Annotated in this window: 21 protein-coding genes; 18 read left to right on the top strand and 3 right to left on the bottom strand. The window is 64.7% G+C overall.

Translation table 11 applies throughout. The annotated features are described in order from the left end of the window. The 3 genes from pflA to pflB all read right to left on the bottom strand — a co-directional run bounded on the left by pflA (position 1) and on the right by pflB (position 3,495). A complete protein-coding gene (pflA, locus tag O3684_RS00750) occupies positions 1-879 on the bottom strand; it encodes a pyruvate formate-lyase-activating protein (RefSeq protein WP_500064359.1) in 879 nt (292 codons plus the stop codon). A 135-nt stretch (positions 880-1,014) separates the two neighbouring features. Further along, complete coding sequence (gene grcA2, locus O3684_RS00745) at positions 1,015-1,266, bottom strand: autonomous glycyl radical cofactor GrcA2 (RefSeq protein WP_009056454.1); 252 nt, start codon at positions 1,264-1,266, stop codon at positions 1,015-1,017. A 123-nt stretch (positions 1,267-1,389) separates the two neighbouring features. After that, a complete protein-coding gene (gene pflB, locus O3684_RS00740) occupies positions 1,390-3,495 on the bottom strand; it encodes a formate C-acetyltransferase (RefSeq protein ID WP_500064358.1) in 2,106 nt (701 codons plus the stop codon). A 274-nt stretch (positions 3,496-3,769) separates the two neighbouring features. Here pflB and O3684_RS00735 point away from each other — a divergent pair, with 274 nt between their 5' ends. From O3684_RS00735 to O3684_RS00650, 18 genes are all read left to right on the top strand, one after another. Next, on the top strand, positions 3,770-5,077 hold the full coding sequence (locus O3684_RS00735; RefSeq protein ID WP_500064357.1) for a homoserine dehydrogenase: 1,308 nt from the start codon (positions 3,770-3,772) through the stop codon (positions 5,075-5,077). A gap of 1 nt (position 5,078) precedes the next feature. Next, a complete protein-coding gene (gene thrB / locus O3684_RS00730) occupies positions 5,079-6,029 on the top strand; it encodes a homoserine kinase (RefSeq protein WP_500064356.1) in 951 nt (316 codons plus the stop codon). Between the two features lie 220 nt (positions 6,030-6,249). Next, positions 6,250-8,010 carry a transcription termination factor Rho gene (gene rho / locus O3684_RS00725; RefSeq protein WP_500064355.1) on the top strand — a complete coding sequence of 587 codons (1,761 nt, stop codon included), beginning with the start codon at positions 6,250-6,252 and terminating at the stop codon, positions 8,008-8,010. A gap of 221 nt (positions 8,011-8,231) precedes the next feature. Beyond that, positions 8,232-9,293: a DUF5129 domain-containing protein gene (locus O3684_RS00720; RefSeq protein ID WP_500064565.1), complete on the top strand. Its 1,062-nt coding sequence runs from the start codon at positions 8,232-8,234 to the stop codon at positions 9,291-9,293. 91 nt (positions 9,294-9,384) lie between these two features. Further along, on the top strand, positions 9,385-11,052 hold the full coding sequence (locus tag O3684_RS00715) for a DUF5129 domain-containing protein (protein ID WP_500064354.1): 1,668 nt from the start codon (positions 9,385-9,387) through the stop codon (positions 11,050-11,052). A gap of 51 nt (positions 11,053-11,103) precedes the next feature. Next, positions 11,104-12,303: a DUF5129 domain-containing protein gene (locus tag O3684_RS00710; RefSeq protein WP_500064353.1), complete on the top strand. Its 1,200-nt coding sequence runs from the start codon at positions 11,104-11,106 to the stop codon at positions 12,301-12,303. A 258-nt stretch (positions 12,304-12,561) separates the two neighbouring features. Beyond that, complete coding sequence (rpmE, locus tag O3684_RS00705) at positions 12,562-12,783, top strand: 50S ribosomal protein L31 (protein WP_016461171.1); 222 nt, start codon at positions 12,562-12,564, stop codon at positions 12,781-12,783. A 94-nt stretch (positions 12,784-12,877) separates the two neighbouring features. Then, a complete protein-coding gene (gene prfA, locus O3684_RS00700) occupies positions 12,878-13,972 on the top strand; it encodes a peptide chain release factor 1 (protein ID WP_500064352.1) in 1,095 nt (364 codons plus the stop codon). Positions 13,973-13,983: 11 nt separating this feature from the next. Next, a complete protein-coding gene (locus tag O3684_RS00695) occupies positions 13,984-14,880 on the top strand; it encodes a N5-glutamine methyltransferase family protein (RefSeq protein ID WP_500064351.1) in 897 nt (298 codons plus the stop codon). Continuing rightward, positions 14,877-15,551, top strand: a complete 675-nt coding sequence (locus tag O3684_RS00690) for an L-threonylcarbamoyladenylate synthase (protein ID WP_500064350.1) — start codon at positions 14,877-14,879, stop codon at positions 15,549-15,551. The genes O3684_RS00695 and O3684_RS00690 overlap by 4 nt, the downstream gene beginning before the upstream one ends. Beyond that, positions 15,548-16,654 (top strand): MraY family glycosyltransferase, encoded by a 1,107-nt coding sequence (locus O3684_RS00685; protein WP_500064348.1) that lies wholly within the window; start codon positions 15,548-15,550, stop codon positions 16,652-16,654. Before O3684_RS00690 ends, O3684_RS00685 begins: the two co-directional genes overlap by 4 nt. Continuing rightward, positions 16,651-16,944: a hypothetical protein gene (locus tag O3684_RS00680; protein ID WP_500064347.1), complete on the top strand. Its 294-nt coding sequence runs from the start codon at positions 16,651-16,653 to the stop codon at positions 16,942-16,944. The genes O3684_RS00685 and O3684_RS00680 overlap by 4 nt, the downstream gene beginning before the upstream one ends. An 83-nt stretch (positions 16,945-17,027) precedes the next feature. After that, complete coding sequence (gene atpB / locus O3684_RS00675; protein WP_500064345.1) at positions 17,028-17,918, top strand: F0F1 ATP synthase subunit A; 891 nt, start codon at positions 17,028-17,030, stop codon at positions 17,916-17,918. 43 nt (positions 17,919-17,961) lie between these two features. Then, positions 17,962-18,171, top strand: a complete 210-nt coding sequence (gene atpE, locus O3684_RS00670) for an ATP synthase F0 subunit C (RefSeq protein ID WP_003792932.1) — start codon at positions 17,962-17,964, stop codon at positions 18,169-18,171. A gap of 5 nt (positions 18,172-18,176) precedes the next feature. Next, positions 18,177-18,737: a F0F1 ATP synthase subunit B gene (gene atpF / locus O3684_RS00665; RefSeq protein WP_021610561.1), complete on the top strand. Its 561-nt coding sequence runs from the start codon at positions 18,177-18,179 to the stop codon at positions 18,735-18,737. Further along, positions 18,734-19,552: a F0F1 ATP synthase subunit delta gene (locus O3684_RS00660; protein WP_500064344.1), complete on the top strand. Its 819-nt coding sequence runs from the start codon at positions 18,734-18,736 to the stop codon at positions 19,550-19,552. Before atpF ends, O3684_RS00660 begins: the two co-directional genes overlap by 4 nt. 48 nt (positions 19,553-19,600) lie before the next feature. Beyond that, positions 19,601-21,238, top strand: coding sequence for a F0F1 ATP synthase subunit alpha (atpA, locus tag O3684_RS00655; RefSeq protein ID WP_500064343.1), 1,638 nt, complete (start codon positions 19,601-19,603; stop codon positions 21,236-21,238). A gap of 3 nt (positions 21,239-21,241) precedes the next feature. Further along, a complete protein-coding gene (locus O3684_RS00650; RefSeq protein WP_500064342.1) occupies positions 21,242-22,171 on the top strand; it encodes a F0F1 ATP synthase subunit gamma in 930 nt (309 codons plus the stop codon). Positions 22,172-22,187: the final 16 nt, after the last annotated feature.

The raw sequence follows: 22,187 nt of genomic DNA, 5'->3' as shown, positions 1-22,187 counted from the left end.
TCAGTGGACCTCGAAACCGAGTGACCGGAAGTAGTTGCGCACTTCCTCCGTGGCCTCGGGCGTGGGAGCCTTCGTGTCCTCCAGCTGGTACTCCAACCCCAGCGAGTGCCACTTGTCCTTACCCAGCTGGTGGAAGGGTAGGACCTCGATGCGATCGATGACGTCCTTCCAACGCGAGACGATCTCGCCGACCTGGCGTACGTTCTCCGGATCATCGGTCAGGCCAGGAACGAGGACGAATCGAATCCAGATGCGAGTCGCGCCACCGCGCGCGGCAATGCGATCACCGAACTCGATGGTGGGTGCCAGCGCGCGTCCCGTTGCCTTCTTGTAGGTCTCCTCGTTGCCACTCTTGACGTCCAGGAGCACCAAGTCGATCGCGTCGAGCATCTCGTCGTCGCAGTTCGCACCCAGGAAACCGGAGGTATCGATGCAGGTGTGCACGCCCATTTCCTTGGCGCCCATCAGGATGCGCTTGGCGAACTGGGGCTGCATGAGGACCTCGCCGCCAGACAGTGTGATGCCGCCCTTGGTCGTGCGGAAAATACGGCGGTAGCGCGCGATACGGGAGAGAAGCTCCGTGTCGGACACGGGAGCGCCGTCCTTCATGAGGAACGTGTCGGGGTTGTGGCAGTACAAGCAACGCAGCGGGCAGCCGTTGAGGAACACCGTCATGCGTGTGCCGGGGCCGTCAACGGCGGTGACGAGCTCCCAGGAGTGAATGGACCCCAGCGTGCCCTCACGCATGCGGCGCAGGCGCTCGGAGCGCTCCAGGTCCGTGATCTCCTCCAGGCCTTCGACACCAGCGCCGACGGTACGTGATTGGGGAGCTTGGAAGTCCTGCTCGCGGAACGTGGGGAGGGCGAGGGGCTGCGACATGTTTCCTTCTTCGCGGTTGAGTGGGAGGCGTCCGTGATGGGAACGAGGCCGGGGATCGTCGGCGGAGAGCGCCGACGAACGCGGGCATAGCAGTGGGGCGCCGAGCGTTGCCCGACGCCCCACTCCAATCAGCGATCAGGCCGAGTGGTGGAAGGTGCGGGACAGAACGTCCAGCTGCTGCTCACGGGTGAGCTTGACGAAGTTGACGGCGTAGCCGGAAACGCGAACGGTCAGGTTCGGGTACTTCTCGGGGTGCTCCATGGCGTCCTTCAGCGTGGACTCCTCGAGAACGTTGATGTTCGCGTGGTAGAGGCCATCCTTGTCGCCGCGCTCTTCGCGGGCTGCCTTCATGTCGGCGAGGCGCTCTTCGTAGGTCTTGGTTGCCATAACATTTCTCCTTTTGTGAGACTCCGGGGTTACCGGATTGGGTGGGTCGCGGCGCGGCACACCCACGTTTGTGGGGTGGCGGGGATCAATACGGGTCACGCATCGATCCCCGCCGATGGTGGATCAGTAGCCCTTGGTGCCGTCGTAGGCGCAGGAATCGTCCGGAACGAAGCCGGCGTCGAGGATGCCGACCAGGTTCTGGATCTGCTCTTCCTTGGAGCGGCCCAGGCCCTGCGGGGTGATCGTGTTCGTCAGCGAGATGCCGTCGAGTGCGTCGTTGTAGTCCAGCTTGCCGACCGACAGCATGGAGGCAACCATGCCGTGCGTGTCGATGCCGTTCTCCGGGTTCGCGCCGGGGGCGAAGGGGGTGCCCTTCTCGTGGCCCGACGGGAAGGAACCGGTGGCCTTGCCGTAGACGACGTTCGAGGTGATCGTCAGAACCGACTGGGTCGGGATGGCGTCGCGGTACATGGGGATCGCGCGGATCTTGTCCATGACGGTGTGGACGACGGTCGCGGCGATGTCGTCGGCGCGGTCATCGTCGTTGCCGTAGGTCGGGAAGTCGCCCTCGGTGCGGTAGTCGACGACCAGGCCGGTCTCGTCGCGGATCGGGTAGACCTTCGCGTACTTGATGGCGGCCAGCGAGTCGGCAACGATGGACAGACCGGCGATGCCGCAGCCCATGGTGCGCACGATCTCGGCGTCGTGCAGAGCCATTTCGATGGCCTCGTAGGCGTAACGGTCGTGGCAGTAGTGGATGATGTTGAGGGCCTCGACGTAGGTGCCAACGACCCAGTCCAGCATCTCCTCGTAGCGCTTCCACACGTCGTCGAAGTCGAGCGGGCCGTCACCCTGGACGGGCTCGTAGCCTTCCATGACCTGCTTGCCGCTCATCTCGTCGCGGCCACCGTTGATGGCGTAGAGCAGGGCCTTGGCGGCGTTCACACGCGCGCCGAAGAACTGCATCTGCTTTCCGACGCGCATCGGGGAGACGCAGCATGCGATGGCGGCGTCGTCGCCCCAGTGGGCGCGGATCTGCGGATCGGACTCGTACTGGATCGAGGAGGTCTCGATCGAGATGCGGGCGCAGAACTCCTTGTAGCCGCGGGGCAGGTTCTCGTCCCAGAAGATGGTGATGTTCGGCTCGGGGGCCGGGCCGAGGTTCACCAGGGTCTGGAGCAGACGGAACGAGGTCTTGGTGACCAGCGTACGGCCGTCGTCGCCGAAGCCGGCGTCCGACCAGGTGGCCCAGTAGGGGTCGCCCGAGAAGATCTGGTCGTAGGCGATGGTGCGCAGGAAGCGGGTGATGCGCAGCTTGATGACGAGGGCGTCGATGATCTCCTGCGCGCCGGACTCATCCAGCGTGCCGTTCTTCAGGTCGCGCTCGAAGTAGCAGTCGAAGAAGCCCGACAGACGGCCGATCGACATGGCGGCGCCATCCTGGGACTTCACGGAGGCCAGGTAGCCGAAGTAGGTCCACTGCACGGCCTCGTGCGCGTTGGTGGCGGGGCCGGAGATGTCGTAGCCGTAGGAGGCGGCGAGGTTCTTCAGCTTCTTGAGTGCCTTGATCTGCTCAGAGTGCTCCTCGCGGTAGCGTGCCCAGTGCTCGGAGAAGGGCTGGTCGGCGTAGCGATCCTTGTCCTTCTGCTTCTCGGCGATCAGATGGTCGACGCCGTAGAGGGCCACGCGGCGGTAGTCACCGATAATGCGGCCACGGCCGTAAGCGTCCGGCAGGCCGGTGATGATGTGGGAAGAACGCGCGGCGCGAATGCGCGGGGTGTAGATATCGAAGACAGCGTCGTTGTGGGTCTTGCGGTACTGGGTGAAGATCTTCTTCACCTCGGGGTTGTATTCCTTACCGGCCTCGTGGATGGCCGTCTCGACCATGCGCCAGCCGCCGTTCGGCATCATCGCGCGCTTCAGGGGGGCGTCGGTCTGCAGGCCGACGATCACGTTGTCGTCCTCACAGATGTAGCCGGGCTTGAAAGCATCGATGTCGGCGGGGGTGTCCGTGTCGACGTCGAGGATGCGCACCTTGCGCTCTTCGGAGAGGTACTTCTCTTCGAGAGTGTTCCACACGCGCAGGGTCTTCTCGGTCGGTCCTGCCAGGAACGAGGCATCGCCCTCGTACGGGGTGTAGTTCAGCTGGATGAAATCACGAACGTCGATTTCATCGCACCAGTTACCCTTTACGAAACCTTCCCAGGCCTTCTGGTCTGCTGTCGTCATTCTTCCTCTTCTCGGATGTCCGTATCCCGTTGTGGGGACGGTGTGTTCGGAGCGGAGCTCCACAGTGCGTCGGATTCCAACGCTTAGGCCCATTGTCCTACGGTTTGGGGGGTCTCCACAACCCATATCAACCGACAGTCTATGTTCTGCGTCTCAGGATATGGGTCCAAAGTCTCTGGCGATTAAATTGTGGGACCAAGGTCCTTAGAAGAAGAGAGGTGGCTTGACCGCCTACACTGGTACCAGTGCCCGTCCCACAAAGGAGAAAAATCCTATGTCTGCACCCCGCCCCGTCCTCGGAGTTGGCGTTCTTGGAGCCGGAACCGTCGGTAGCCAGGTCATTCGTATCCTTCAGTCGAGCCGCGCGGATTTCGCGGCTCGCTCGGGCGCGGAGATGGAGGTGCGCAAGGTCCTCGTCCGCAATGTGGATGCCCCCCGTGATGCTCCGATTGATCGTGAGCTGCTGACGACCGACCCTGCCGAGGCGATCGACAATATGGACCTGGTCGTCGAGTTGATTGGCGGCATCGAGCCTGCCCGCACCCTCGTGCTGCGTGCGCTCAACCAGGGCATCTCGGTCGTGACGGGTAACAAGGCCCTCTTGGCGGCTCACGGCCCCGAGCTCTACGAGGCCGCCGCAGCCAATGATGCCGACCTCTACTACGAGGCAGCCGTCGCGGGTGCCGTCCCCGTCGTCTACGGCCTGCGCGAGTCCCTTGCGGGTGACCGCATTACGACCGTCATGGGCATCGTGAATGGCACGACCAACTTCATTCTGGACGCGATGAGCACGAAGGGCCTCAGCTACGAGGAGGCGCTCAAGCAGGCGCAGGATCTCGGTTTTGCCGAGGCCGACCCGACCGCGGACGTCGAGGGCTTCGACGCGGCCGCCAAGTGCTCCATTCTTGCCTCGCTCGCCTTCCACACCCGCGTCGGCATCGATGACGTCGCCGTTGAGGGAATCACGGGTATTACCAAGGAGGACATGGAAGAGGCCGCGCGCATCAACCATACGATCAAGCTCCTGGCCATCGCCGAGCGCCGCATTGGCGAGGATGGGCGTGAAGGCGTCGCGATGCGCGTTCACCCGGCTCAGGTTCCCGCTGATCATCCGCTTGCGTCCGTCGACGGCGCCTATAACGCGATTCTTGTCGAGGGCGAGGCCGCGGGCCGCCTGATGTTCTACGGTCAGGGTGCGGGTGGCGCGCCCACGGCCTCGGCCGTCCTGTCCGACCTTGTTGCGGCCGCGCACCACCGCGCCTTCGGCGGTCATGCCCCGCGCGAGTCGGTCTACGCGCACCTGCCGATCCTCGATCCCGGGTCGACGCACACCCGCTACCAGATTCGCCTGCAGGTGGAGGACCGCCTCGGCGTCCTGTCCGATGTTGCCGGCATTTTTGCCCGCCACGGTGTCTCTATCCAGTCCGTCCACCAGCGTAACGACGAGGTTCCCGGCGCCTGCGTCATCGTCGTGACCAGCCACCGCGCCCGCGAGGCCGACCTGCGCGCCGTTGCCCGCGCGCTCGCCGTGTCCGACGCCGTGCGTGAGGTGACCTCCACGATCCGCGTTGAGGGTGAGTGACGTGCGGCTGCGAGATGATTTTGTCGCGGTGAAGGTCCCCGCGACTAGCGCGAATCTGGGTCCGGGATTTGACTGCATGGGCCTGGCCCTCGACCTGTGGGACGAGGTCTCTGTCCACGCAACGACGGGAGCGACCTCGGTCGTCGTCGAGGGTGAGGGAGCTGGAAATGTCGAGCAGGGCGAGGACAACCTCGTCGTGCGTGCCCTGCGCCTTGCACTGGACCGCGTGGGTGCCCCTCAGGTGGGTGTGCGCATGCACTGCACGAACCGAATCCCTCATTCCCGAGGCCTGGGTTCCTCAGCGAGTGCGATCGTCGCCGGCGTGACGCTGGCACGCGCCCTCATTGGCGACGCCGACGTGCTCGGCCGCCAGGAGATCCTCGAGATCGGCTCGCACATGGAGGGGCATCCCGACAATGTTGCTCCCGCCGTCTTCGGGGGCGCGACCGTGTCGTGGATGAACGAGGAGACTTCCGAGGTGGGCAGCGTGCGCCTCACCCCGCCCGAGGGCATCAATCCCGTCGCGTTCATCCCCGACTTCGAGCTGCGCACCGCCGCCGCGCGAGCCGCCCTGCCTGCGACCGTTGCGCACGGTGATGCGAGCTTCAATGTGGCGCGCGGTGCCCTGCTGGCCGCCGTCCTGTCTGGTGGCGCCCAGGTGAGCGGGGGAGCGGACCTGCACGCGCTCCTCATGGAAGCTACGCGCGACCGCCTCCATCAGGAACAGCGCCGGGCCGCGATGGAACCCTCGCTGGCACTCGTTGACTGGCTGCGGGGTGCCGGTTTTGCTGCCGTTGTCTCCGGTGCGGGGCCGACCGTTCTGTCTCTGGAGAAGGTGGAGGCGGATATTCGCCGAGACGCAGCTGGTGCGGGCTGGCGTGTCGTGCCGCTGGCCGTGGCCGCATCGGGCGTGCAGATTACCCGCGGAAGCCTTGCGAAAGTCGAGTTTTAGTCGCTCGGCTTCGCTGTGAGTTTGTTGGCAACCACCGCCAGCCTCGCCGTCTAAGTGACAGCGGGCTGGCGGTCTTGCTATATTTTTTTCAGGTCCGAGCCGATTGCTCGACTCCGACCTTTGCGGTGCGCCTCTTTCGCGCATCTTCCTGATCAAGCTTTTTGTTGTGCTTGAGTAATCACCTCGCCCGCTGTGGGCGCATTCCAGTAAGGATCACTTCGTGAGCAACGAAACCTCCGCCGAGACGACCGCGTCGCTGTCGGCGATGAAGCTGCCCGAGCTGAAGGCTCTGGCCGCCTCCCGCGGCCTGAAGGGCATTTCCCAGCTTCGTAAGCCCCAGTTGATCGAGCTGCTGAGCAACGGCGCCGGTGCCTCGACCCCGCAGGAAACCGCTCCCCGTGAGGACGCTCCTGCCTCGTCCAAGAAGAAAGCCGACAAGCCCGCCGCCGAGAAGTCGGCAGAGGAGGCTCCTGCGGCCGAGAAGTCGGCTTCTGAGGCTCCCGCCGAGGCACCTCGTCGCTCCCGCCGCCGCCGCGCGGTGAGCCAGGGCACCGTCGAGCCCGCGCATGTCACTCTTGACCTGCCCCTGCCCGCCGCGGAGCGCACCGAGGCCACCCCGGAGCCGGACACGGCCGTCGTCGAAACCGTTCTCAACATCGAACTGCCCGACGGGGATGACACCGAGGCGCGCCGCCCGCGTCGCGAGCGTGGCCGCCGAGGCCGACGTGACCGCGAGAACCGTGAGAACCGCGAGAATCGTGAGGGTCGTGAGAACCGCGAGGGCCGCGAGAATCGCGAGGGTCGCGAGGGCCGCGAGAATCGCGAGGGTCGCAATCAGCGTGGCGGCGAGGAGAACCTGGCGCCGATCGCCGGCATCCTCGACATCCAGGAAAACCACGCGTTCGTGCGTACCTCGGGCTACCTGCCCGGCCCGAACGACGTCTACGTGACGCTGGGCAACGTGCGCCGCTGGGGCCTGCGCGCCGGTGACGCGGTCGCCGGTGCCGTCCGCCTGCCCCGCGAGGGCGAGCGCCAGCGTCAGAAGTACAACGCCCTCGTGCGCGTTGACTCCGTGAATGGCATGACGATTGAGCAGGCTCAGGCGCGCCGCGAATTCGGTAAGCTGACGCCCGTCTACCCCTCCGAGCAGCTGCGCATGGAGACCTCGCCGAAGGCCTACACGCCGCGCGTCATCGACCTGGTCGCCCCCGTGGGCAAGGGTCAGCGTGGCCTCATTGTCTCCCCGCCCAAGGCGGGCAAGACCATGGTCATCCAGCAGATGGCCAAGGCCATTGAGCTGAACAACCCGGAGGTGCACCTCATGGTCGTCCTGGTGGACGAGCGCCCCGAAGAGGTCACCGACATGCGTTCGATCGTTAAGGGTGAGGTCATCGCCTCCACCTTCGACCGTCCTGCCTCGGATCACACGACTGTCGCCGAGCTGGCGATTGAGCGCGCCAAGCGCCTCGTCGAGCTGGGCCAGGATGTTGTCGTCCTCCTCGATTCACTCACGCGTCTGTCGCGCGCCTACAACCTGGCCGCGCCCGCCTCGGGTCGCATCCTCTCCGGTGGCGTCGATGCATCCGCCCTGTACCCGCCCAAGAAGTTCTTCGGCGCTGCGCGCAACATCTCCGAGGGCGGCTCGCTGACCATCATCGCCTCCGCCCTGGTGGAGACCGGCTCGAAGATGGACGAGGTCATCTTCGAGGAGTTCAAGGGTACCGGCAACATGGAGCTGCGCCTGTCGCGCCAGCTCGCCGAGCGCCGCATCTTCCCCGCGATCGACCTCAACGCGTCGGGTACCCGTCGCGAGGAGCTGCTGTTTGCGCCCGAGGAGCTGCGCATCATGTGGAGGCTGCGCCGCGTCCTGGGCACGCTCGATCAGCAGCAGGGCCTCGAGCTCGTCCTCGACAAGCTTAAGGAAACCCAGTCCAACGCTGAGTTCCTCATGCTCATCCAAAAGACCACGCCCTCCGAGTGATCGGCGGGTAGGCGCGGGGCGAGTGGCGAGAGCCGCTCGCCCCGTTTCCTGTTGAGGCGTACGTGCGAGTACCGGACAACTGATAAGGCCTGTGCCAGAATTGGCGCATGGTGAACATGACACCGAATGCGGCCAATACGCCGGCACCACGGGGTACCTCGCGCCGATCCTGGAGCGCTGCGCGCGGATTTCTACGCCTCGTTGTTGGTCTCTTTCTCTCGCTGACGGCCCCCCTTCAGCTGGCAATCGCGATCTACGATCAGGCCCATCACGGGATGGGGGAGGCGGTTCGCTGGCCGAATTGGAGCGGCTGGGTCATGGCACTGTGTGGAATCGGCGTACTGTGGGGAGGGGTCAGTTGTCGGCGCTCGAGGCGTCGGAAAATGACGATGATCGCGCAGACGTGGGCATCCTTGGAACAGCAGCGGGCGCAGGTCGAGCGCGTGTTCTCCGCGCTCGTCGGCGCCGGGCACTACGAGAGCGCACTGGCGGCGCGCTATGAGTGTGCCCGAGCCGAACGCGTCAGGGTTGGCGCTCGAATCGAGGAGTACAGGGCGCCCGGTTTCTTCGCATCGCTCAGCGAGGCATCGGGAGGGGCGGAGGATGAGATCCTTGCGCAGATGGCCGTCCTGGCGGATGCGGATACCGCGATCATGGCTGCGCGCGACTTCTTTGCCGTCGCGCCCGGCTGGCGCGAGGTGTGGAACAACGAGATTGGCCCGATCATCGAAGACTTGGACGTCCTCGATGACGTTGCAGACAGCCTCGAAGCAATCGGCACGGAGGCGCACATCCTGACGGACATTGAGGCGTTCCGCGAACATCTGGGGGATGACAAGGACACGGTGATCAGCCTTGGAGAACGCCTCGAGGGCAGGCAGCTCGGTCCTGCCCAGGCGCTGGAAGAACTCGACCGGATAGCCAACGAGGCACGAGCGCGCACCGCCGAGCTCATCGAGGCGACTCTCGCCACCGATGCCTCGTCGCAGGGACGCGCACGCTACGCGCGGTGGAAGGGTGCGGGAATCGCCCTGACCGCGGCTAACGCCGAGTACGACGGGGCCTACTGGAGCGAGGACGCAGACACTGACGTCGAGTACAATCCGGCAGCCACGATCCGACTGATTGCAAACTCCGCAGGCGTCGAGCTGAACGGGCTGCCAGCCCCGGCGACCGGTGTCCTGACGGCTGGCCGCGCATCCATCTATCTACTGCCGATGTATCTTGATCGATACGTGACTGGCGACGTGGATGCGGCAGGCGACGGGTCATCCTCGAACTGAGTGGGTGGTGGGGGTCGGTTGCGTCGTTGCTGCGTCTCGAAAATGCTGGTGCCACCGTGCGTGAGCCTGACCGTCATGTCAGAGTGAAGGCATGACGTCTTCGACGAGCGATGCAATGAACTCAGATCCCACGAGCCAGAATTCCCGGAATACTCGGCTCGATGTCCGCGGTCTCCTGCGTATCGTGCTGGGGGCAATTCTGGTCCTCTTCACGCCCGCGTGGTTGGCGGTGGCAGCATACGAATACTCGCAGCCGACCGCGTCGGCGACGAGCCTCGTCGCACCCGTTGTGGAGATCCGCGACGAAACCAGCAGCTTTCAGAGCGTCGACGGCCGCCCGCTCAGTGTCGCCCTGGAGGGGATCGGCTTCCTGCGCCCCATCCACCTCGTCGTCCTGTCCACGGACAACCTGACGGATGACAACTTGGACGAGGCGACCCTGAAGTATGCGCGCGCGAAGCATCCCGAGTGGATTGCGCGCAACGGCTACAAATGGGCCGACGGCTACTTCATCCTCGCGGTGTCTCCCACGCACCGACAGGTCGGCACTTACTTCGGTGAAGATATTGCGCCGGTCCTGTCGATCCAGGGCGAGATTCAGGACGCCGCGAAGGATGATTTCCGCGAGGGCCGCTGGAGCCAAGGTGTGGTCGCGGCGGTGAACACGGCGGCGTCCATCATGCCCAACGAGGCCGGGATGAGCCTGGAGAACCGGCCGGTGTGGCCCGACTGGAAGGGAGCGCTCGCAACCCTCGTCGGAATCGGCATACTCGCGCGCGGAAACAGCCTGCACCGTCAGGCGCGCGAGAACGCGAGCAAGGTGGCCGAGGAGTGGCAGGCTTTGGAGAGGCGCCGCGGCGAGGTCGAGCGCGCGTTCGTGGCTCTCCTCGAAGCCGGGGATTACACGACGGGTCTGTCCGCGCGATACGAGTCTGCACGCGCCGAATACGAGAGGGTACGCGCCCGCATCGCGCAGACACAGTCGACGCACTTCCTGGGAACGCTGAGCGCGCAGGCGTCGGACGAGACGGATGAGATCCTCGAGGATCTGCACGCGCTGGCGGACGCGGACCATGCGATTTTGGCGGCAGGTGACTTCTTTGCCCTGAGGCCCGGCTGGCGCGCCATCTGGGACAACGAGGTGGGCCCCGTCTTCGAGGATCTGCAAGCAGTCGATAACGTCGGGGTCAAGGTGCGCGACCACGTGAAGAACCCGAAGGTGCACGGGGCGACCAAGTCGCTGTTCCAGTGGACGAATGAGCAACGCGGCCTGCTGCTCGGCCTCGGCACCCGTCTCGAACGCGCCGAGGTCACCCCGGTTCAGGCTCTCGAAGAACTCGACCGAATCGCGAATGAGAGCCGCACGCGCCTGGCGGACGTGGTGACGAGTGCGCTAGCGCTCGACACCTCAATGGAGGGTAGGCAGCGGTATGCCAGGTGGCAGAGCCCGCCGGCCGAACTCGTGAATGCAGCCGAGATGTTCTACAAGGGCTCCTACCTCAGCCAGGGAGCCACGCACGAGTACAATCCCGCGTCGACGATTCGACTCACCGCGAATTCCGCCGGTGTTAACCTCGCGGCATACCGGGCCAACACGTCGAGTCGTTTCAAAGACTACGACAGCTACATCTACGTGAGGCCCCTGTACCTCGACGAATATGTGATCTCTAGCGGCAGTACCTCGTCGAGTACGTCGAGCGCGAACTACGGTTCCTCTTCGGGTGGTTTCTCGGGCTCCGGTTCCTCCTCGTCCTTCTGATGGACATCAAGGTGGTGAGCGGATGGGGGCGAAGCATGCCAGAGTGGAGGCATGACATCCTTCGAGACAGGCGGGCTGGATAACGCTCCTGCGCGCCCGGACATGTTCTGGCGAGGCGCGCGCGGATTTCTGCGCATCCTGGCGGGCATGCTTCTGTTCCTTGTGACTCCCGCGTGGTTTGTGATCGCGTCCGCCGTGGATGTGCCGCAGATTCTTGTGTGGCCGGCATGGTACGCGTGGGTCATCTCGTTCATGGGTATCGTGCTCTGGGGGCGCGGATGGATGCTGCGTCGCCAGGTACGCGACAACCTCAGGCGGGCCTGTGACGAGTGGGAACCATTGGAGAAACGGCATCAGGACGTCGAGCGGAGCTGCGTTGCGCTCTTAGAATCTGGGCGCTACCACCGCGGGCTCGCCGCGCGCTGGGAGGGTGCTCGCGCCGAACGCGAGAAGCTGCGTGCCCAGATCGCTGCGGGGTCGTCGGTTCCGTTCCTCGCTTCGCTGAGTGCGGCAACGGCACGGGAGACGGATGCGATCGTCGAGCATTTCCACGGTCTGATGGATGCGCACGTCGCGATGATGGCGGCTCGCGATCTCTTCGCGCTTGCTCCCACCTGGCGCGGGATATGGGAGAACGAGACAGGGGTGGTTTACGAGGACCTGACCGTCCTCGAGACCCTCGCGGAAAGTGTCCAGCGGCGCAGCCGAGAGCCGATGGTTCTCAGCACAGCGGCGTCCCTCGTGGCGTGGGTCAATGAGCATCGCCTGGCTGTGTACGATCTGGCGGCGAGCATTGAGCGCGCGCAGATGGACCCCGCCGATGCACTGACGCAGCTCGATCGGATCGCCGACGAGGCCAGAGTGCGCCTGGTGCGACTGATCGAGGTGGCTCTCGCTACCGACACGTCCATGATTGGGCGGAGGCGGTACAAGCGTTGGAGAAGGGGCGCGGGTGAGAAGCTGCGCACCAATGAGACCCGCTACATCGGCGCGTACCGCATCTCCGGCATGACGTATACCTACAATCCCGCCCAGGCGATTCGCCTGACCGCAAACAGTGCGGGTATTGATTTCAAGGGTAGTGCGGCTCATTCCACCGCCCTGTTCACGGCGTTTAACGCCACCGTCTACGTGCCTCCCGCGTATCTTCATCGTTACCTTGTGTGGGATGGAACCTCGCGGTACGGATCATCGCGGGCGAACTACCTGACGTCCGCCGCGAACATCGGTCCGCAGGGGCAGACACGCTAAGCGCGGTACTGTGAGCCGACCTCGTGCTCACGGGGAGTGTGGGTGGCCATGCGTGTTGTGCGCCCATAGCGGATCTCACGTGTGTTGCTTCCTTTCTTCATTGAAGGGGAAGGGTGCGTGTGCGATAATGTCCTGTCGGCTTACCGGTTCACCGGCATGCCCCAGGCGCTGCTAGCGCGCTGGAGGGCGAGCCTCCGCCAGATGCGGGGGACGCTGCATGTCCGGACCCGGAGCACCAAACGATCCAGGAGAAATTCCATGAAGAAGGGTATCCACCCCGAATACGTGGACACCGTCGTGACCTGCACGTGCGGCAACAAGTTCCACACCCGTTCCACCATCACCTCCGGTGAGATGCGCGTGGACGTGTGCTCGGCCTGCCACCCGTTCTACACGGGCAAGCAGAAGATCCTCGACACCGGCGGCCGCGTCGCCAAGTTCGAGGCTCGCTACGGCAAGCGCGTGCGCCCCTCGAAGTGAGGGTGAGCAGCTAGCTCAACGGCGGTGTCGTTGGCCCCATGGCCGACGGCGCCGCCGCTTTGTCAACTGTACGGATCGAAGGATGTGGTGAATAGTGGCCGCGACGGAGGAGCTTGGCGCCCTGGGCCCCCTGCTGGAGGAATACGAGCAGGTCGAGGCGCAGATGGCGGATCCCCAGACGCTGGCAGACCCGCAGCTGATGCGCCGCGTGGGACGCCGCTACGCTGAACTTGGTCGCGTGAAGGCTGCCGCAGATCGGCTCGCAACCGCCTCGGGAGACCTTGAGGCCGCCCGTGAGCTCGCCGCAGAAGACCGCTCGTTTGCTGACGAAATTCCTGCCCTCGAAGAAGAGGAAGCGGCAGCCCACGAGGCCCTCGTGAAGATCCTGGCTCCTCGCGATCCCGAGGACGCGATGGACGTGATTCTCGAAATCAAGGCCGGCGAAGGCGGTGAAGAGTCCGCGCTCTTCGCATCCGATCTGGCGCGCATGTACGGTCGCTACGCCGAGGCTCACGGTTGGAGTGTTACCGAGATGAGCGCGACCCACACCGAGCTGGGCGGCTTCAAAGACATCACCCTGGCGATCCGCGCGAAGGGCACGCCCGCCCCCGATGAGGGCGTGTGGGCTCACCTGAAGTATGAGGGCGGCGTGCACCGCGTGCAGCGCGTTCCCGTGACCGAGTCTCAGGGTCGCATTCACACGAGCGCCGTCGGCGTGTTCGTGATGCCGGAAATCGAGGACGATGAAGAGATCGTCATCGACCCGAACGACCTGCGTATCGACGTGTATCGGTCGAGCGGCCCCGGCGGGCAGTCCGTGAACACGACGGATTCGGCTGTTCGCATCACCCACATGCCCTCCGGCATCGTCGTGTCGATGCAGAACGAGAAATCTCAGCTGCAGAACAAAGAGGCGGCCCTGCGCGTGCTGGCGTCGCGCCTGGCTGCGGAGGCACGAGCGAAGAAAGAGGCCGAGGCCTCGGCCCAGCGCCTCTCCCAGGTGCGCACCGTGGATCGCTCGGAGCGTATCCGCACCTATAACTTCCCGGAGAACCGGATCGCGGATCATCGCACGGGCTTTAAGGCACACAACCTCGACGCGGTCCTGTCGGGCGCGCTCGATGCTGTCATTGCTTCGCTTCAGGAAGCCGATGAGGCTGAGCGCTTGGCCGCCGCCGCGCAGTCATGACGGGAGGCGACATGAGCGCATGGTCCTTGAATGAGGCCCGGTCGTGGGCTCGTGAGCGCCTGAGCGCCGCAGGGATTGACTCCGTCGATGCGGACGTACGTGAGCTGCTCGAATGGGCGTGCGACGCCCCATCTCAATGGTTGGTCCCGACGCAGCTGAATGAGGAGCAATCCGACAAGCTGCGCTCCGGGGTGGGGGAGAGGTCCCTGCGTATCCCCCTCCAGCACGTCACCGGTCGCATGTTCTTCCGTTCGCTCACGCTCCAGTCGGTGCCCGGCGTGTTCATCGTGCGTCCCGAGACCGAAGTTCTCGCTGGTCTCGCCATCGACGAGGCCGGGGCTATCGTGCGTGAGCGTGGGGAGGCGCGCGTGGTCGATTTGTGTACGGGATCGGGTGCCATCGCGTTCGCCGTCGCTCTGGAGGCGGCGTGCACCGAGGTGTGGGCGGTTGAGAAGGAAGCGGATCCTTTCGCCCTGGCGTGCCGAAACCGGGATCTCGTCGGAGCGCGCAGCGTACATCTCGAGCGCGCAGACGCCACGGCGGATACAACCCTGTCCCACCTGGACGCGATGGTAGACGTGGTCGTCACGAACCCACCCTACGTGCCGGCGGATGAAATGCCGACTCAGCCTGAGGCGAGCGCTGACCCTCACGTCGCCCTGTACGGCGGTAGCTCGGACGGCACGGCGATTCCCGTGCGTATCATTCGTCGCGCCCGAACACTGCTGCGGCCCGGCGGCACGCTGCTGATGGAGCATTCTCCGAGCCAGGATGCGGCGTTGCGCGACGCCGCTCGCTCAGCTGGATTCGTCGACGTGGAGACACTACCTGACCTGGTGGGACGCCCACGCTTCCTGCGTGCCCGTGCGCCCCAATCGACGAAGCCCACCGCATCCGTGACACAATGACAATGATGAGCACCGAGACGATCCTGAGCGCAGCCCCCACCCTGAGTGAGGCCGACCTGGCGCGCGCCCAGCAGGAGCTGCGCGACGGGCACCTTCTCGTCGTCCCCACGGACACCGTGTACGGCATCGGAGCAGACGCGGCCAACCCCGAGGCCGTTGCTGCTGTCCTGGCCGCAAAAGGACGCGGACGGCAGATGCCGCCCCCCGTTCTCGTTGCATCCGTCGATGTGATCGGCTCCCTGTGTGTCGACGTCCCCGATGCCGCCCGCACGCTCGCACGCGCCTTCTGGCCCGGCGGACTCACCCTCATCCTGCGAGCTCGCCCCGACCTCGGGTGGGACCTCGGTGAGACCGGCGGAACGATCGGCGTGCGCATGCCGAACCAGGATGCACTCCTGCGTCTTCTGCGTGACTTCGGGCCCATGGCTGTGACCTCAGCGAACCTGACGGGGCAGCCCCCGGCGACGTCCGTGCAGCAGGCCGTCGGCTATTTCGGTGGGCGCGTTGCCGCCTACCTTGACGGCGGACCCACCCAGGGATCCACGGCCTCGTCGATCGTGGACTTCGCCCACGACACACCGCGCGTGCTGCGCCTGGGAACCATAGCCCTGGATGACCTGAGCGCCGCGGCCGGTGTGGCTATCGCGCCCGTGCAGGGGAGTGCCTCGTGAAGGTTTACCTCCTGCTGGGCGCTATCGCGATGGCACTGACGATTCTGCTTACCCCGGTCGTTCGATGGACCTGCCTGCGCTTCAATATCTTGCCCCCTCTGCGCGGCCGCGACCTCCAAAAGACGCCGATCCCACGCCTGGGCGGCGTCGCCATGACCATCGCGTTGATCGTGACGATGCTGGTCGCCTCACGCATCCCCTACATGGCACCCCTGTTTACGACGACGGTCCCATGGGCCGTGATGGCCGGCGCCGCCGCCATGTGCATCCTCGGTATCATCGACGACATCATCGAATTGGACTGGATGGCCAAGCTCGGCGGCCAGGTGCTGATCGCAGGCGGCATGGCCTTTGGGGGTGTCCAGCTCGCATCCTTCCCGATCTTCGGCATCACGCTCGGCTCCTCACGCCTGTGGCTCTTCGTCTCCGTCTTCTTCATCGTCGGCATCATGAACGCCGTCAACTTCATCGACGGTCTCGACGGCCTGGCATCGGGCATGATTGCGATCGGCGCAGGCTCTTTCTTCGTCTACTCCTACATCATCACCCGGCTGATGGGAGCAGCTTCCTACGCGACGACTGCCAGTCTCATCGTCATCGCGTTGCTCGGCGTGTGCGCGGGATTCCTCTGGTTCAACTTCCACCCCTCCTCGATCATGATGGGTGGGGGAGCGGAGACCATGGGGCTCGTCCTGGCGGCCGCCGGCATCATTGTCACCGGCAAGATCGATCCGACGCTGCTCGGTCGTCAGCAGATGATCGTGTCCGCGCTGCCCCTCATCCTGCCACTGTCTGTCATTTTCATGCCCGTCCTCGACTTGGTCGTCACGTCGATCCGTCGCATGAGCCGTGGGAAAAGCCCGTTCGTCGCAGACCGTTCGCACTTCCACGACCGCCTGCTTGTTGCGGGACACTCCCACCGCGGGGTCGTCGCGATCCTGTGGATGTGGACCGCCATCGTCTGCGTGCCCGCCGTCGGCCTCCTTGTCTTCGAGTGGTGGAGCGTCGCCTTCGTGGCCGTCGTTGCGGCGGCGATTGGCGTGGCCGTCACGACCCGTGAATTTCCCAAGGAAGATATCGCCCGCGAGGAGGTTCCCGCATGAGCTACTTGCTTGCCGTCCTCATGATTGTCATCATCTGCGCAGCGCAGTGGTTTTTCACCTCTCGCGCCCTGCGCTCTGCTTCTCACTTCATCGGATGGGTCAGTGGCGGATACGCGGCAAAGATCGGACTTCTCGCTCTCGGCCTGTACGTCCCGCGCGCACTTGGGATCGACGTGCGCATCGCCGCAATAGCGACGATCATTGCGATTATCGTGTCCTCCAGCGTCGAGATGGTCGTCATGATGCGCAAGCGGACCATGAACGTCGACGTGCCGGGAGACACTGAGTAACCCTTGCGCGTGCCTGAGACCCCCATCTCTGTGTAGAATGGACCGAGTTGCCCTGGCGGCAGACACAAACCAATGGAGTTGAGATGAAGGAGGCACATTCCGTGTCCGATCACGCGCCTGCTCGCCGCACCGCGTCCAAGCCGCGCTGGTATTGGGTGAGCCTCGCGATCCTTCTGATCATCATCGCTCTCACAGCCTACCCTGCCTTCACGCAGCACCCCCACCAGCCGGCTCTCGAGGACTTCTTCCCGACTGTCATCTTCGGTGAGGGAACATTCTACGAATTCAACCGCCTCACGCTCGCTCGCGTCATCATGGGCGTGCTCGTGTGCCTGGTTCTCGTGCTCGTGGCGCGCAAGCCCAAGCTCGTGCCGACCCGCGGCCAGATGGCCGTCGAGGCCATCGCCGGCTACATCCGCGATAACGTCGCCCTCGACATGCTCGGTCCGAAGACGGGCCGCAAGTTCTCCGGCTTCATCGGTTTCCTCTTCTTCGGTGTTCTGTCCATGAACATCGCGGGCATCATCCCCGGCATCAACATCGCCGCCTCGTCGGTGGTCGCTGTGCCGATGGTCTTCGCCCTCATCACGTACGTCACCTTCATCGGTGCGGGTATCGGCAAGCAGGGAGTGGGTGGCTTCTTCGCCTCCCAGCTCTTGCCACCCGGCCTGCCCGTCCCCATGTACCTCCTGATCACGCCGATCGAGTTCCTGTCGAACTTCATCGTCCGCCCCGTCACGCTCACGCTGCGACTCCTGTGCAACATGATCTCCGGACACCTGCTGCTCGGCATGACCTACTTCGGTACGGCATTCTTGCTCCACGAACTCTCCGTCCTGTCTGCCGCCTCCGCGCTGACCGGCGCCGCCATGTTCGTGATGACCGGCTTCGAGGTCTTCGTGGCCTTCCTGCAGGCGTACATCTTCACGATCCTGTCGACCGTGTACATCAAGCTTTCCGTCGAACATCACTGACCCCCAACGCCACACCCGGTGTTACTAACAGAAGGAAACCACAATGGGAACCGCAGCATTCGCCTACATCGGCTACGGCCTCGCCACCCTGGGCCCCGGCCTCGGTATCGGCCTCATGGTCGGCAAGACCCAGGAAGCGACCGCCCGTCAGCCCGAGGTTGCTGGCCGTCTCTTCACCAACATGATCATCGGCGCCGGCATGGTCGAGGCCCTCGGCCTCATCGGCTTCGTTCTGCCGCTCATCGTTAAGTGATCGCCATGCACCAGATTGTCGCCGCTGCGGACCAGGAGGTCGGCGGCCTCGCCGTCATCCTGCCGCCGCTGTATGAGATTTTCTGGTCGGCTGTCGTTCTGCTTATCGTCCTGCTCCTCGTCGGACGCTACGCGCTGCCTCGCATCTACCAGACGATGGACGAGCGTGCTGCAAAGATCGAGGAGGGCCTCGGTGCCGCCGAGCAAGCGAAGGCCGATCAGGCCGCCGCTGCGCGCGAGCGCGAGGAGATCATTCGTGAGGCGCACGCGCAGGCGCACACCATCCGTGAGCGCGCCAACGACGAAGCGAAGGCCATTGTGGCCGCCGCCCGTCACGAGGCAACCAGCGAAGCTAACCGTATCGTCGAGGCCTCCCAGCGTCAGATCCTCGCTGAAAAGCAGGCCGCGCAGATCTCCCTGCGCTCCGAGGTGGGTCTTCTCGCCTCTGAGCTGGCAGAGAAGATCATTGGTGAGCAGCTGACCGACACGGCGCTGACCTCCCGCGTGGTTGATCGCTTCCTTGACGAGCTCGAGGCCGACAGCGCGTTGGTCGAGGAGAAGCGATGACACAGATGCGCACGATCGAGTCCGTCCCCTTTGCGAAGGACCTGGCGGCGGCGCTTGCCGTACCCGGTACCGACGCAATGCGGGTGGCCGAGGATTTTTTCGGTCTGGCCGACCTGTTCAAGGAGAACACTCGTCTCGCGCGTGCAGTGACCGACCCGGCGCGGTCGGTCGCAGATAAGCAGGGCCTGGTGTCCGACGCGTTCAGCTCCCACGTCACGCAGGCGACGATGTCCGTCGTCAACGCTGTTGTCGCGGACCACTGGCGCCATCCGGCCGACGTCGCCGACGCGCTTGAAGTGCTCGGCATCCTCGGTGTGCTCAATGCGGCGGGTTCCCACGGCGCCCTCGATCAGGTCCGTGAGGAGCTGTTCCAGGTTCGTTATTTCTTGGCGCACCACCGCGAGGTGCGTGTTCGTCTGTCGGATACGGCCAAGGGCAACTCCCATGAGCGTGGGGATATCGCCACGAAGCTCTTCGGCCAGCGGGTCAGCGTCTGGACGATGCGCCTGCTGCGCCGTGCGGTCGGTCGCTCGAACCACGGTCGTCTTCTCCACAACCTGCGTCGTTACGCCCAGTGGGCTGCCACCATGCAGGACCGACTCTTCGTCACGGTTGCTACGGCCGCGCCGATGAGTGACGCCCAGGTTGAGCGTCTGCGCGCCATCCTCTCGAAGCGCTACGGCACTGCCGTTGACCTGGCGATCTCGATTGATCCCGAGGTCATTGGTGGGTTCCGCCTGCGTGCGGGCATGACCGCGATTGACGCTTCACTGGCCACGCGCATCGCTGCTGCGCGCAACGCGATTGCCAGCTAGCACCTCTCATACACACACATTTATTTCTTTTCTTAGTTAGGAATCCTCATGGCTGACCTCAGCATCTCCCCGGAGGAAATCCGCGGAGCACTGGACTCCTTTATGGAGTCCTACCGTCCGGCGGACGTGGCCACCGAAGAGGTGGGTCACGTCATCGAAACGGCCGATGGTATCGCGCACGTCGAGGGCCTGCCCGGCACCATGGCGAACGAGCTGCTGCGTTTCGAGGACGGGACGCTGGGCCTGGCCATGAACCTCGACCAGCGCGAGATCGGCGCCGTTGTCCTCGGTGACTTCGGCGGTATTGAAGAGGGCCAGGTCGTGCACCGCACGGGCGAAGTTCTCTCGGTCCCCGTCGGTGACGGCTACCTCGGCCGCACGGTCGACCCCCTCGGCCGCCCGATTGACGGCCTTGGTGATATCACGGACCTGGATGGGCGTCGCGCGCTCGAACTGCAGGCCCCCGGCGTCATGGCACGTAAGAGCGTGCACGAGCCCCTTGCTACCGGCCTGAAGGCCATCGACTCGATGATCCCGGTTGGCCGCGGCCAGCGTCAGCTGATCATCGGCGACCGCAAGACCGGTAAGACGGCGATCGCGCTCGACACGATCCTTAACCAGCGCGACAACTGGAAGAGCGGCGACCCGAATAAGCAGGTGCGCTGCATCTACGTGGCGATCGGCCAGAAGGGCTCGACCATCGCCTCCGTGCGTTCCACGCTGGAGGATGCCGGCGCCATGGAGTACACGACCATCGTCGCCTCCCCGGCCTCGGATCCCGCAGGCTACAAGTACATGGCTCCCTACACGGGTTCCGCCATCGGCCAGCACTGGATGTACCAGGGCAAGCACGTCCTCATCGTCTTCGACGATCTGTCCAAGCAGGCCGAGGCCTACCGTGCAGTGTCGCTGCTGCTGCGCCGCCCGCCGGGCCGCGAAGCCTACCCCGGCGACGTCTTCTACTTGCACTCGCGTCTGCTCGAGCGTTGCGCAAAGCTTTCCGACGCCCTGGGTGGCGGTTCGATGACCGGCCTGCCGATCATCGAGACCAAGGCGAACGACGTGTCGGCCTACATTCCGACGAACGTCATTTCGATCACCGACGGTCAGATCTTCCTGCAGTCCGACCTGTTCAACTCGAACCAGCGTCCTGCCGTCGACGTGGGTATCTCCGTGTCCCGTGTCGGTGGTGCCGCCCAGCCCAAGGCGATGAAGAAGGTCGCCGGTACGCTCAAGCTGACGCTCGCGCAGTACCGCTCCATGGCCGCCTTCGCGATGTTCGCCTCCGACCTGGATGCGGCGACGCGCCGTCAGCTGACGCGCGGTGAACGTCTGATGGAGCTGCTCAAGCAGCCCCAGTCCACCCCGTACGCGATGGAGGATCAGGTTGCGTCGATTTGGATGGGCACCAAGGGCTACCTCGATGACATCGAGGTCGAGGACGTCCTGCGCTTCGAACGCGGTCTGCTCGACCACCTGCACGCGAACTCGACCGTGCTCGACACGATCGCGGCGACCGGCGACCTGACCTCCGAGACGGAGGAAGCGCTCAAGAATGCCGTCGAGGAGTTCCACCACCAGTGGATCAGCGCCGGCCGTGGCACCGCCGACCTGGAGGACGGCGAGGTCGTGGCTGAGCGCACCCGCGAGGAGATCTCGCGCGGTCGCACGAACGAGAAGGCCTAAGCGATGGGCGGACAGCAGAGGATCTACAAGCAGCGTATCGCCTCAACGACGACGCTCGCGAAGGTCTTCCGCGCCATGGAGATGATTGCTGCGTCTCGCATTGGTGCGGCGCGGCGCGCTGCCACTGAGGCGGGGCCCTACGAGAAGGCCCTGACCCAGGCGGTCGCGGCGGTTGCGATCCACACGGATCTCGACCACCCGCTGACCGAGGAACGTGAGGACACGAGTCGTGTCGCCGTCCTGGTTGTGGCATCGGATCGCGGTATGGCCGGAGCCTACTCAGCGACCATCCTGCGCGAGTCGGAGAAGCTGATTGCGGACCTGCGTGAGGATGGCTACGAGCCCGTTCTCTATACCTTTGGACGCAGGGCGTCGGCGTACTTCCGCTTCCGCGGTGTCACCATTGAGCGGGAGTGGGAAGGTGAGTCTGACTCGCCCTCTCCCAACACTGCACGCGAGATGGCGCAGGTGCTGCTTGAGCGCTTCATGGACCCCGATCCTGACACGGGCGTCGGTGCGCTGCACCTCGTCTACACGCGTTTCAAGACCGTCATGAGCCAGGTGCCCGAAGTGCGCCAGATGCTCCCGCTGACGGTTGTGGATGCCCCCGAATCGGACGAGGAACGCACGACCGAGCGCGGCTTCGCGGATGACCCGGCATCGGCTCAGCCCGAGTACGAGTTCATTCCGTCGGCCCAGGCCGTGCTCGATACGCTCCTGCCGCTCTACGTGGAGGCGCGCATCCACAACGTGCTGCTCCAGTCCGCAGCGTCCGAGCTCGCATCGCGTCAGCGTGCGATGCATACGGCGACGGACAACGCGCAGGAACTTATCACCAAGTACACGCGTCTGGCGAACTCGGCCCGCCAGGCGGAAATCACCCAGGAAATTACCGAAATCGTGGGCGGGGCCGACGCTCTGGGCGCGAGCTAAGCCCTTCGAGACACGG

It is taken from the genome of Pauljensenia sp. 20925_1_27, from assembly GCF_041432835.1.
Classification (GTDB): Bacteria; Actinomycetota; Actinomycetes; order Actinomycetales; family Actinomycetaceae; genus Pauljensenia.
The sequence above is the reverse complement of the archived record's forward strand: the minus strand, read 5'-3'. Positions and strand labels throughout refer to the sequence as shown.